This is a genomic window from Microcoleus sp. PH2017_24_DOB_U_A, assembly GCF_020738205.1.
GTDB lineage: Bacteria > Cyanobacteriota > Cyanobacteriia > Cyanobacteriales > Microcoleaceae > Microcoleus.
Map to the genome: position 1 here is coordinate 1 of NZ_JAEQCT010000143.1, position 12,803 is coordinate 12,803.

Consider the following 12,803-nt stretch of genomic DNA (forward strand, 5'->3'; position numbering starts at 1 on the left):
ATACAGGTGAACCCTAATTAAATGTTTTGTAGTTACTCAATAATTCTTGTCCAATATACCATATTCTGTTAATATAAAGTTTAGATGCGTTCGCCCTGGATATTTTGGTCGGGTCCAATTTCTTTCAGGAGGGCCATTGCGTCTGGGTTATTTTGGATCTCCTCATTAGTTTTGCCATCAATCAAATCCCCAACTTGTTGTTCGGTAACATCGTCTGGGAGAGCGGATAGAGGAACTACGATAAAACGATCTTCGGGCTTGTTCATGCACATTAGCCGTGCGTAAAGCTTGTCACAACTGTACAAAGCCTGACCCAAGAGTTTGCCGTAGCCGCTTTTTGTTGGTCGAATTACTCGATGGCTCAAATATACTGAAGCACAAGCAGCCCCGGGTTTAGAACCCTCTATACCGTAAATACCTGTTGTTGGTTCAGCATCGCCGTGAAATATATAAGGCGCAGCAAAGGTAACTAGAGAGCGCATGGCTGAATTGCGGTAGCAAAGTGCTCCTGCCGGATACGGGATGTAACCTGCTTTGTGAGGATCGACGGTGATAGAATCAGTCTCGCCGAGCGCTTCAAATTGGGTGGTTACGTAGGCACTTAACGGTGAAATTGGTGGGGGAGCGGAGCGAAAGGGTAGGGGTTCGATTTCAAAGTCATCGCGCAATATAGATGCAAAATAGCCTCCCCAAGCTGCATCAGCATGAACTGTAAATTCTAAACCTTGCGTCCGATATTCTTCCCGCAAATCGAGAATTTCCCGCAGCGGATCGACTGCGCCTTCTTCAGTGCTTCCCATCACCGCCACTACTGTGTACACGGGTATTTTTTCTGCCAAGCATTTATCGAGATGATCGCGGAGATCATCTATCTTCATTCGACCGTTCGCATCCACATCAACGTCTTTCATGTGGGACGCTCCCATGCCTAGCAGTGCTGCTGCTTTGGGGAAAGAGTAGTGCTTGCTGCCCGGTACAAAAAACAAAGGTTCTGGCACATCGCTCAGGAAATTTTTGGCAAACTTTTGTATTCCCAAATCTTGCAGCGAATATTTTGACACAGCATCTGAGAGGACAGTCGAATCGATACCATACTCCGATTTGAGACGGGCGGGCAATCCTAGAATGTCATCGGCTTTGAGGTTGAGCAGTTGCCAAACAGTTAGTTCAATTAAAGGCTTCACCACCAAAATACCGCCGTCGTAAAAAGAAACCTCGATATTTTTTGCTTCTGGTGTCAAGTCGTTGATTACAGCTTGTTGCAAAGCAATGGGATAGAACTTGAGATTTCTAGCTGACCATAGAGCCTCTATATTGGCAACTGTACCCCCACAAGTTATGTGTCCCCAGGGAGCAATCTCTTCCTCATTTTCCGGGATTTTGTATCCCAGCATGAGGCACAAATCGTTACCGACGATAATTTCCAGGTATGTCGTTGCTGTTGATGCTTCAAATGCTACGTTATTGGGGTTGTAGAGCATCGCCGCGAAGTAACCAACCACGCTCGGCAGTGTCAAATCCCAGTCCATGTGCCCTTGATAGCGCATGCTGAAGAAAGGAACTGAATTTTTAAGAAACTCCAGCAATGAGTGATAGCCCTCATTGAAATTCTCCATTGCCTGTAAATATTCTGGAGACTGCTTAATTTCGTCTGTAATGTGCTTGGGATCTTCTGGATGATAATTGTTTCTCCACTCAGCCTGGTCGCGAATTGCTTCTACAATTAAAGTCTCCAGCACGTCAGCATTTTCTCCCTTTGGCCCCATAAACCATGCTTCAAGGGAGCGCGTTCCTGACGTGCTGTCCAGTTTTGGAAGGTTGGAAGAACGGGAAAGTTCTTGCAGGTTGCGGCGGGCTTTTTCAAAGCCTTGACTTTGAGTGTCTCTTGGAGTATTCATCAAACAATAATTCCTGTGTTGTTAGGTTCGCGCCATAAATCATGCTGTTGTTTCTCTATTGGTACAGTACCGATAGAGAGTTTTGAACGAGAGCGGCTGTTAACACCAATAGTTGCGCTCATTCAAGCCTGTCACTGAGGCAAAATCTTTGCTAGTTGCATTTCATTTGGTTTTAATCGCATTTAGTCCCGACGGAAGTTTAACTTCAGTCGATACATTTTCCTGCGTGTCAATAGAGCCGCAAAAACCAAAGGTTCGGTAGTTTGCTCGGTCTGACTTGTTTTATCCGCTTGTACGGTATTAAAATACCTGTATAGCAGTATAAGTAATAAATTTTACGTTTGTCAAGTTAAAATTTCGCTGCGGATATCATATGTAGCCAATACAAATGATTTATGCAAGTTTTGCAGCAACTCTCATTTGCAGGAACCTTGGAATCGATTAGGTAAAGGCTCTTAACACTTCTGCGCTACCAACAGGCTTCAATTTTTATGTGCAACTGATATATTGCCTTTCGCGCGCCTGCACCATCTCGAATGCTGTTGAGGGGAGTAGCGCTTCGAGGCGGGTTTTGAGGTCTTAAATGTTACACGCGTACAAAAAGCTCGAAATTTTGACAGTGTATGTTTCCCAATTTTGTGGGCTTTCTGGTTTTTATAGCTCTCCATTGCCCTCACTTTCCTTCCACTTCCACCTGCAACTGATACACACTCAAACTGGGATGTTCGCCAAGTAGCCGCCAGCAATATCCCTCAGCAGTTGGGGTGGGTCGCGTTCCTTGGCTATAGAGGAATATTGGCTCGTTTCTCATCAATGCGGTGAATATCTGCCGCTCCCTGTCTTTGCCATCATCCCAAATCAGGTGAGCTTTGCCGAAGTACCCAACACCCATCAAACTAGCGAACAACCATTCCATGAGAGCTAGCTGCTGTTCCTGAGTTAACGCGGTTGACCGCAAGTATCGATTTCGGGTGGCTGGGATTTGGGTTTGAGGGAGGCGATGAGGGCGGTGGCGAGGTTGAGGTACTTTTTCATTTCTTAGTTGGCGTAGGTTTTCACCTGAATCGGTACGACAAGGGGTGTTTTGTTAGCGCCATCAATTCGATACGTTATTCCAGCCATTTCACTTCCCGAACGGCTGTCCCCACCACTGCCAACACTCTTTATTGAAGGGCGACTTCCACTTATAAATCAGCTCTGACTCCAATTGCAACCGCTGTTTGCGATTACCGGGCGCTCCGTACCAAAATGCAATACCCACAGCCGCATCCAAAGAATAACTCCGGTGCAATCCGATGTAATTTTCAATGTATTTATGACAATCGTGGCTCATCCACCGCTGTTTTGGAGTGCGCTGCGTTTCTCCGACGTACAGCAGCAGCGGGAGCGCGTTATCGATAACGAAGTAGAGGCAAGTGCGATCGCCCGAATCGGGTCGATCGCAAAATGAAAGGTTTTGATACTCCCCAGGGCTAAAGCCACGGAGATTCTTGAATGAATCGGAAAACTCTCAAAGGCGTTATCAAATCACCTCTATTCGCTCAAAACAACTACCCGTACAAAAGGTATTGCAATTGCGCTTACTTTAAATTGTGTTTGCTTGTCAGTATCCATCACATTTGCCAGATAGGTACGCAACACACATTCTGCCATTACTTGTCAGTTATACAGGCTTATTACATGAATGGTAGTGGTGGCTCACTGCGCCGGGATTTCTCCGATACAAGACAAGTTTCAACACGTAGATGGGTTTTTTATTAGAGAGTCGATGGCAGGGTGTCCCCCACCACCTCTCCTACAAAACCGTGCTTGCGACTTTCACCGCACACGGCTCCTGAGTGATGTAATCCTGGGTATGGATATAGTACGAACGCATCAGAAATGATTCATACCACTTGATAGTTTTCCTTTTACCCCTACATCCCACCATCAGATTTTTCTGTGGTATTAGGCTTTTAAAGGGTTACTCAGTCTCCATCTTTTACACCACCCGGCGCTGTCAGCATATCTCTACTATTACGGTAGAGCTTTGGCTTCTGCAACCATCTCTCACACTCACAGCTTACGGCTAGCAACCTACTTAATTATTTAAGGGCTGTGAGTGCTTTACTTCGTTCCAAATACACATTGTTTGAGTTTTTAGTGCGATGCTATCCACCGGGTTTATGGGCGGTGCTTATAGGTCGAGTAAACAATCGCCTATGCCCTATCCTTGCCTTTTGGCTTGGTCTTAATCAGTCTTTACCGTGTTTTGCGACGGGTTTATTCTGATTGAGCCGTTAGACCATCTTAGATAACGATGGTTCAGACACATCTTTGCTTTCGCTGCACATGAACTCTTGCTTGACAGTTACCAGTTTCGGCTACCAGTAGTCTGTCTTTTATCCCCGCTTTACCCTGTTAGTTGCTACCTGACAAGATAGGGGATATGCTTTAACCGCTGCACTTGCGGACTGGGATTAAGAATGACCCGCACCCAGATGTGTATCCAGTTATTATGACTTTATAGTCATCCTAGTCATCCCCCAAGTATTGTTACTCAGTTTCGGCTAAACGAATCGCACACTTACAATCTAATTATAACAAATCTTTAGATCCATTATGTAAATAAATATTAAAGGCGGTTGAAACCGCTGCCGACTTCCTCCTCATGTCTAAAGCCAGAGGCACGCCGGGCTCGTTTTTCGGTGAAGTTGCAGGGTAAAAGGGTCGAGGGTATCGGAGTAGCAAGGATTGGGAGTTAACTCGAATAAAGTTCCATGCTGCGGTTGCGGGCGTGCTAGCAAATTGCTGACACTCGAAAATTCGGTTTTTCCAAGAATGTAGGGCATCAGCGCTCATCGCCAATTTAGATGCCCGACTCGGATAGTTGGAGTTGAATTTGGGGAAAAGTTCGAGTTGTTTCACAAGTTTGGAAAGATTCGGATTACATTAACTTTTCCATTTCAACAGCAGCCAAACGAGCTTGAAGTACCAACAAGTTTATCGGATCTATGGCGATACGAAAAGTCATTACTTTCAAGTTTTGGGGGACGTATTTACTCAACCGACTCTCTACTTGACTCGAACAGACTATCAAATCAAATTGATCCAGGTCGCATTTATTATTTTGAACGGTTTCGAGGGTAACGGCTTCTGACTCTACGTGATGCACGTTGTACTCGATTATCTCCTTCATCGCTTCGCTGCTAATTTGTTCTTTACATACGAATAACAGCTTGGCATTGCGGGGCAGCGGTGAAATACAGCTTAGCAATTGCATATCCGGTTGCACGTCAATTCCGATTACTTCTTTGTTGGGATCTGCCAGCTTCGCTACATCCCACAAGTTTTTAATAGTTGTTACCACCAAATCTGCCGCCAACAACTGTTGAACTGATTCTGCTTCCTTATTTTTTAACGTGTTCCAATCAATTGATACTAAAGCTAACCCGGTTGCAGATTGAATGCTGCTGCCAATATCGATACTATCTGGGAAAAAATTCACAAATGCTACGTTGATTTGATGGCGATCGACAAGGACTGCTTGAGCGTAAGCTGCTGCTGAAAACTCCGACACGCTCAGCCCACTTTGAGATGCAGAGCGAAAAGCTTGACCGAGCAAGTCGTAGAAACTTTTCCGGGCTATTATTTGTTTCACAGACTGGGAATCGGCGATAAAAGTTCCTTTGCCCCGCAGACCTATCAAATATCCTGAATTAATCAGTTCGTTGTACACCAAGGCTACAGTATTGTGGTTGACTCCTAAATGCTTTGCTAAATGAACGCCCGGTGGTAGTGGCTGGTTCGGCTTGAGACTGCCCCGCACGATCAATAGCTTAATCTGCTCGGTAATTTGAGCGGCAATTGTTAGAGGCGCTCCAGTATCCACAACAATAGGGAGTAAAACCGGGTCTTTCATGTAAGCTGGCATATTTGTGACTATTTTAGTAATTAATCTTTTTGACATTCAAGCAATTTCTAAAATTCAGTACGAAAAGCGCCCTCTCTCTTAAAATGTATGTTTGCACTCCGCTTTTTGTGGGTACTTTTCTATCCATTAATTAAGTTTACATATCCACAGACGCCCGGCGTATTCCCCATCAGCCCACAACGGTTTAGAATAGCGTTCGATTGTGCGGCCGTCCCTCAGTTGAACTTTTTCGTGACATTCTAGCTGAGTCTGCTTGTAAATTTCTGTTATGTTCTTGAGAAAAACTTGGGGATTGTCGAATTGTTCGGCAACAAACTGCAACGCTAGGCGATCGGATAGCGACCTGATAATAAATTCGGGTAGGTTCCAGATTTTTAAGAAACTGGGAGTCAGCCCTGAAATTTGTCTCTGGCTGTTTACTAACAAAATTCCAGAGTTTGCATCTTGATTTTTTAACTGGTCTGAAATTGGCAACATTAAAAAGTGATTGGGGTTCGGGGTTACTTTTTATTAAGAAAAATAAATATTTAGTTTGTTTCTCCAATATTTAATTTTCTTATCACACTTTTAAAACTGTAGAAGGACAGTTTTACCTACTTACAATACATCCTACCACAACTGAAACACGAAAGTTCCCAGATAACACTGGTTGACTGGTACTACGGGTCGCTCCTGGCTATCCGGTGATTGATATAGCTTATGTGTCTCAGGGTAAGGATTTCAGCGATTTCATCGCCAAATCTTTGTGCTTTTCGATACAGTAGACCTCTCCCATAATTCCAATCCCTTCCCCCGCTTGGTTTTGGGAACCCGGCCCCCTAAAGGGCCCAGGGCTGTTTCATTCTCTTGTAGGGGCGGTGCCAAGAGTGCCCGCCCGATGTCTGAAACACCTACAAAATCGTGGAGGGGGAGGGTAGGCACGGGGGCACTACCCCTACAAAACGATGATTCGTCTGAGAATGAAACAGCCCTGCTCAAGGGCCTGGCTGCCAAAACCAACGCTTCAATAAGGGTTTCAACGGTCGAGCGATAAAAACTGCCCGGTTTCATGATCTAAATTTTACTGTTTTTTTTCAGCTTGTAGGGACTTTTATTGACACATAACGATCGCACCTATTCGCCATCTTACTAATCCACATACCACCAAAATTTTTCGATTTTCAGCGAAATCTTTCCGATGCTACTCTCCAGATTTTTAGTAATCTAATTAGATGTTCGACAAAGATTCTTTTTTGAGCCTTTGATTTATTGGCTCTTTTTGACGAGCATACAGATTTTCGGCATTTGTAATTAGTTGTATTAATTGGTCGTAGTCTATGCCCAACATTCTTTGAGTCTCGGATGGATGCTTTTCAAGATATTCTCGAAGCTGGCTCATGTTGAGAGGGGGTAAAATTTAATTATACTTTAAGAGCGATCGATCAACTATTTCTTTTTGGGAGAGGTCTTTTGAAGACCCAGTTTTTTCAAGACAATTATTGAGTGGGTTCGGGGGCTGAAAATTTGGTTCAAGCATTAGAATAACTTAGTATTTTTTGAGGTAAGCGAGCTAGATAATTTTTGTATTCAGTATTTCATCCTCCTATTCGCGTCATTCTATTTTATTTGCTGTACGACTAGCACTCATCAAACTGGCGAACAACCATTCCATCAAAGCTTGCTCCTCGGGGGCGGCGAGTGCGGGTTGGCAGTAGCTGTCGATTTCGGGTAATTGGGATTTGTGTTTGAGAGAAGCGATGAAGGCGGTGGCGAGGTTGAGGTACTTTTTCACGGTGGCGGAGATGCGTCTGTTTGTGAACGTGCGATCGCACAGCGACTCAGAAATGCAGCATAATTGCAGTTGCCCTCAATCACCTTTTTTGGGGTCAGTATTGCAGGAACAAAGCAATTGATTGCGGGCTGGTATCGCAGCTTTGCTGCTTCTGTTCCAAAAAGCGATCGCCCCTAACAACGGCAAATTGCAGGAAGCGACCGCTCTCTGAAATTTAGTAGAGGTGCGGCCGTTGACTTTAGAAGCATTTTCCCAGAAACTGCGGTATCGGACTCGCTTAAGAAAATACCGCTTAGCACGCGCTTGCAGATTGAGTCAATGAAAAGTCAGACCAGCACGCACACAACTCAACTTCTCAGCTTACGTTATTTAAACCAGGCATAGGTCATTTTCAGTAACGTACTCAGAACGCTCTTGAGATTTCATCACGTGCGTTAAGTATTCATACTGGGATGGCAAAGTAGCACTCAGGTGACGTGCTTTTTGCTCGATCGCGTTGAACCGGGCTAATGCTTTCTCGTCATCAATATGATCTAAAAGCGGCAAACTGCCTTCAGGTTTATGATTGAGTCCGAGCAGCATTACGGAGTAAGAGTAAGTTTCAAACCCGTGAAAATTTGGATTGATATTCTTTTTATTGGGCAGCCTTTTTTTCCACAAGTTAAACCTCTCACGCAGTTCCTCTGATACCTTAATTTCGTGCTTTGTTGCTTGCCAAAACGGCGTGTCTGCTCGATCGCTAGCGTAATAATGAAGTGTCAAAAAGTCGCGAACGCCATCAATACAATTAGCAATAGCTCTATTGTAGTTTCGGATCAGCTCGTCGCTAAATGACTTGCCTGGAAAGTGGTTGACTAGCTCTTCAATTCCATGCTGGATAAAAAATATCCCGGTAGACTCTAACGGTTCGACAAACCCACTGGACAAACCGATGGCTACACAGTTCTTCACCCATGAATTCCTGTTGCGCCCGATTCTCATTTTGATGTGCGATGCTTTGCAGTTATTAGAAGCTTCTCCCAAATGCTGGCGGAACTCTTGCTCTGCTTCCTCTTTGGAGATAAACGCACTCGAATAAACGTACCCCGTACCTGTTCTTCCGTAAAGAGGTATGTTCCAAATCCAGCCAGAACTCTGTGCGGTTGCGGTTGTATAAGGAGCGATCCCATTTTTCTTGATATCAGTCGGTACTTGCATGGCAATTGCGCTGTCGCAAAGCAGCGATTCTGAAAAAGAAATAAACGGTTCATCAAGAGCTTTATTGATTAGCAAGCCGCGAAAACCCGTACAATCTACGAACAAGTCTCCGCTGAGACTGCCATGTTTTTCGGTATGGATGCAATCTATGCTTCCGTCCTCTGTTAACTTTACATCTACCACATCATCAACAATCTGCCGGACACCCCTTTGTGTAGAATAATCTTTCAAAAACCTAGCAATTAAATTCGCATCAAAATGATAAGCGTAGGGATACTGTCCTTCTGCATCGGCAAGCGTTACAAGTCTCTTTTGAGATAAATGATCGTCTGAAAATAAATGTTGCACTCTTTCGTCAAAGACTTTGCCATCTAAGTATCTGGGAGACTTTTGGGCATCGCACAGCGTAGGTGTCATGAAACAAGAATAGTCAAATGGTACGCTGGAACTTTTTAGTTTAAGCCACCATTCAGAGATACTGAACCCATCTATGAAATCAAATTTTTCAAAAGTGTGGTAGAAATGCCTTCTGTCTGAATTCCAATCAACAAATTTAATTGCCATTTTATAAGTGGCATTACACTTTGGCATCCATTCATACTCTTGCAAGCCCAGAAAATCGAAAAATGATTTGATGCTGCTAAAAGTTGCCTCACCTACTCCTACTGTTGTGATGTTAGAAGATTCTACTAGGGTAATCCGAACATTTTTATCCAGAGCTTTGCTCAAATAAGCGGCTGTCATCCAACCTGCTGATCCACCACCAACAATTACAACATTTACTGTATTTGATGACATTAGATAGTACCTCCTAAAGAATATGGTCAATATGAATTGCCGTCATTAAACTGAACTAAAAAGGCACACATTTTTTTGCCTGCCTTTTGCGATTAGATAGCTCGCAAGAAAACAGTAATGCTTTTACCAAAGGTACAAGAAAGTGGCATTGTTTTAATAGAGCTATTAAACGTGAGTTCGGGTTAAGCAGAACAAAGCAAGTTCTTATCCATGGCGATTCCTGGCTTTTTGGGTTGATGGCAATAAGCAATCAACCCACAGAGAATATTGATAAAATGGATGCTTTTCAAGATATTCTCGAAGTTAGCTCATGTTGAGAGGGGGTAAAATTTCATTATAATTTAAGAGCGATCGGTCAACCATTTATTTTTGGAATATGTCTAAAAAAGGGCAAATATAAACTATTGATTTTGGCTCATCAAATATGAATTTGTCAGGTTCGCGACTTTTCCAGACTCTCCCTACATATTGTTCTTCAAACCATTGCGACTGAGAAGATATCTCTAACAGCCGACCGCATTTAAATTTAATAATTGCATAAATATTCAATTCCGGCTTTTGGTATACTTCTGTTATTTGTTTAACAAATTTTTGAGGTTCTTCTAAATAGTGAGAAACTAACTCTAAACCTTGGGACTCGTTCTGTGAGTCTATAACGTATTTTGGGACACTCCACAACTCTACAAAATTTTGATTTATACTCACTATTCTTCTGTTATTATCGACTACAAGAATTCCCGTATTAGATTGACTTTTCCCTTGATATAATTTGCTCATAATTGTGATGTTTGGGTATTTTTGATGAAGCATACCTAAAGCAAGTCTAACAGAGTTGGGAAGCAACTTGCTCTGGTTGCACGATCAGCCCATAAAATAGGTAGGTCGGTACGAATAAACTTCGCTGTGTCAGGACAGACGCAGAACTGACACTTTCACAAAGGCCTGGGATCGGTTTTCCGATCGGTACGTCTCTAATCGCCAATTAATTGGACAAACGTGGACTCAGCATACAAAATAAAACCAAGACGCCTCAAAAGCGGTCATTCTTTTTGGCATACCTGCTGGCATTACAGGACAGAGGCTATTGATACTGTTCGATGAAGACCCGCCTCAATGGGGCGTTTCTTAGGGATAAATCCCCCTCGGATTTCTCCGGTAATGTTTTCCTCGTCAATGTTAGTGGGGCTTGTCGTGCCGGAGACACTTCCTTAGCTAAATAGAGATGTTTAATCTCCGGCGACATAGCTATGGGCTGGAAAGCACCCATAGGTGTCGTGACCTTACTAACGTAGCCTGGTTAGAGACTTAGACTGGCTATCTTGTCCACTTTTGTCCAGTGTTTAGCGGATAGCAACGCTTACGTGTCTGGCAATGAGAGAAAAAAGAATAGAACACGGTAGGGCCACTCAAGGGGCATTAGTCTACTTGACTGGTTTTAGTATACTGCTTTATTATTATAATATACTGGCGCTTAACAAATTTCGCCCCCTAAAGGCACCAAATCTAGTCAAAGTAAAATTATACGGCAGGAGTGGATCTATGCAGTGGCTGTTAAGTTTGGCAGAAGAATATCGGAATCTCCTCCGAAATGGACATTTTTACGAAACCTTGGCAGTGACTTCAACGCCAGAGGAGATTAGAGGTTGGATTCGCCAGTTATATCACCTATCCCGCGATTTTACCTCGGCGCTATCTCTGCGCCATGCCATGTGCCACGACCCTTATTACCAAGGGTGCTTTGCCCGACATGCGATGGAGGAAGTCGATCACTGCGAACGGCTAATTGAGTGGATGCACACATATGATTTTCTGGAACCCGATGAGAGTCCAACTAACGTGCCGGCAACCCTTGAAACCATATCAGTAAACGCATATTGCTTTCGTTCAGTCCTGCGCGAATCAAACGCACACCAAATCATTACACTGAATTTAATCTCAGAAGGGGCGTCCTATGACTTCTTCTGTGCAGCGAGTCCGAAGCTTGCAAAGCTGGGGCTGCAAGCGGGTCGCTACTGGCAAATCCATAATCAGATTGACCAACAGCACCTAGCAATGGGACTTGACCTGATTCCTCAATGCGAGAAAGACTCATCTTTGGGTAAGGTCTACGCTCGGATTGCTTGGGAAATGACTTGTTTGTACGGTCAGATGCTGGACTCTTGGAGCCTTCTCGGTAACAAAACTACCGGGGACAGACACGAGCTTTCAAAAGTTGCAGCTTTGACAAAGTAGTTGCGATCGCCCGCATTGATAGCAGCAAAAATAGTGGTGGCGCCCAGTGGTGGTGGTGTTTTCGATTAGCTTTTTGCTGCTATTCCACGCCTTGAGGTGAATGTTGCCATACCCGAGCCTTTCAGCCTTCAACCAACTTTGCGCTGCGATTCTCTCAAATGGCGTGCTACCAACAGCATTACTTGATTTTCCTCAGTCTCGTCCTTGAGCTCAGATAAGGCTCGTTCGATCCTCAAGAGCGGATGTTCTTCTCTCATCCTTCTTGTTTCAAAGTCATTCTCTTGGGAAACGATGCGAACTACGCTAGCGCACTCGCTACGCGGACGCAACCGGGCAATCACTTCCATGCACCGCCATTGATTGGGTAGAAGCTTTGCGGGAAGCAGCTTCGAGAGTTGGAGTCGCGCTGCCCGAACGCGAACACAGCCCTAGGGAAATAGAAATAGCAGCGAAGTGGGAGATGCGCCGGGGGATACTGGCTGCGGTGTACGCCCAGTGCCGGGATTGGCTGTGGGGCGAAGTAGGAAGTGGCGCCCTCAACCACTTGATTGCCGAGAGGAGTATGAGTCGAGAGGCGATCGCCGAGTTGGGATTGGGCTACTACCACAGCAAGAATGAAGTTGCAGCAGCGCTCAAGGAGCAGAATTACGACTTAGAGATTGCCGAAGAAGTGGGCGTGTTGACCCGCAAGTGGGAAGGGTTAGGAACTGTAACTTAATTTATGGACAAAGCTACCCATCCTTGACTATTTGGGTAGCTTTTTGAGCAAATTGTGGCGGCGCGAGACTATTTGCCCGTAGTTCAATTTGTTTTTGCCCCCGTGCCATTGGATGACAGATGCGGGCGTCTTGCGTCAGAGGAATCTGCGTTTGGAATCATTATAATTTTTTGACCAGCCATGTTGATGCTCGCAGGAAGTCGTATATAATACAAAGCACAGTACATTTACTCATGTCGAGTCAAATGCAGCTCGTAGAAAAACACGTAATTAACA

Annotated in this window: 11 protein-coding genes; 2 read left to right on the forward strand and 9 right to left on the reverse strand. The window is 44.4% G+C overall.

Annotated features, from left to right (window positions below; translation table 11 throughout):
* Nucleotides 1–80 precede the first annotated feature (80 nt).
* The 8 genes from JGK07_RS30345 to JGK07_RS30380 form a co-directional block, all read right to left on the reverse strand.
* Complete coding sequence (locus tag JGK07_RS30345) at nt 81–1,898, reverse strand: pyridoxal-dependent decarboxylase (protein ID WP_293243388.1); 1,818 nt, start codon at nt 1,896–1,898, stop codon at nt 81–83.
* Between the two features lie 673 nt (nt 1,899–2,571).
* Nucleotides 2,572–2,814: a hypothetical protein gene (locus JGK07_RS30350; RefSeq protein ID WP_293184621.1), complete on the reverse strand. Its 243-nt coding sequence runs from the start codon at nt 2,812–2,814 to the stop codon at nt 2,572–2,574.
* A 207-nt stretch (nt 2,815–3,021) separates the two neighbouring features.
* Nucleotides 3,022–3,297 (reverse strand): hypothetical protein, encoded by a 276-nt coding sequence (locus JGK07_RS33345; RefSeq protein WP_366934348.1) that lies wholly within the window; start codon nt 3,295–3,297, stop codon nt 3,022–3,024.
* Between the two features lie 1,527 nt (nt 3,298–4,824).
* Complete coding sequence (locus JGK07_RS30360) at nt 4,825–5,847, reverse strand: GntR family transcriptional regulator (protein WP_293190716.1); 1,023 nt, start codon at nt 5,845–5,847, stop codon at nt 4,825–4,827.
* Between the two features lie 90 nt (nt 5,848–5,937).
* Nucleotides 5,938–6,288 carry a hypothetical protein gene (locus JGK07_RS30365; RefSeq protein WP_293190715.1) on the reverse strand — a complete coding sequence of 117 codons (351 nt, stop codon included), beginning with the start codon at nt 6,286–6,288 and terminating at the stop codon, nt 5,938–5,940.
* Between the two features lie 1,114 nt (nt 6,289–7,402).
* Nucleotides 7,403–7,582 (reverse strand): hypothetical protein, encoded by a 180-nt coding sequence (locus tag JGK07_RS30370; RefSeq protein WP_293190713.1) that lies wholly within the window; start codon nt 7,580–7,582, stop codon nt 7,403–7,405.
* A gap of 369 nt (nt 7,583–7,951) precedes the next feature.
* On the reverse strand, nt 7,952–9,577 hold the full coding sequence (locus JGK07_RS30375; RefSeq protein ID WP_293190711.1) for a tryptophan halogenase family protein: 1,626 nt from the start codon (nt 9,575–9,577) through the stop codon (nt 7,952–7,954).
* Nucleotides 9,578–9,940: 363 nt separating this feature from the next.
* Complete coding sequence (locus tag JGK07_RS30380) at nt 9,941–10,420, reverse strand: hypothetical protein (protein WP_293190709.1); 480 nt, start codon at nt 10,418–10,420, stop codon at nt 9,941–9,943.
* 696 nt (nt 10,421–11,116) lie between these two features.
* Between JGK07_RS30380 and JGK07_RS30385 the strand changes: the two genes are divergently transcribed.
* On the forward strand, nt 11,117–11,809 hold the full coding sequence (locus tag JGK07_RS30385) for an iron-containing redox enzyme family protein (protein WP_293199238.1): 693 nt from the start codon (nt 11,117–11,119) through the stop codon (nt 11,807–11,809).
* A 128-nt stretch (nt 11,810–11,937) separates the two neighbouring features.
* Here the strand turns inward: JGK07_RS30385 and JGK07_RS30390 are convergent, their stop codons facing one another.
* On the reverse strand, nt 11,938–12,156 hold the full coding sequence (locus JGK07_RS30390; RefSeq protein ID WP_293184639.1) for a hypothetical protein: 219 nt from the start codon (nt 12,154–12,156) through the stop codon (nt 11,938–11,940).
* 26 nt (nt 12,157–12,182) lie between these two features.
* On the opposite strand from JGK07_RS30390, the gene JGK07_RS30395 reads away from it, so the two are divergent.
* Nucleotides 12,183–12,527: a hypothetical protein gene (locus tag JGK07_RS30395; RefSeq protein WP_293199235.1), complete on the forward strand. Its 345-nt coding sequence runs from the start codon at nt 12,183–12,185 to the stop codon at nt 12,525–12,527.
* The last annotated feature ends 276 nt before the right edge of the window (nt 12,528–12,803 follow it).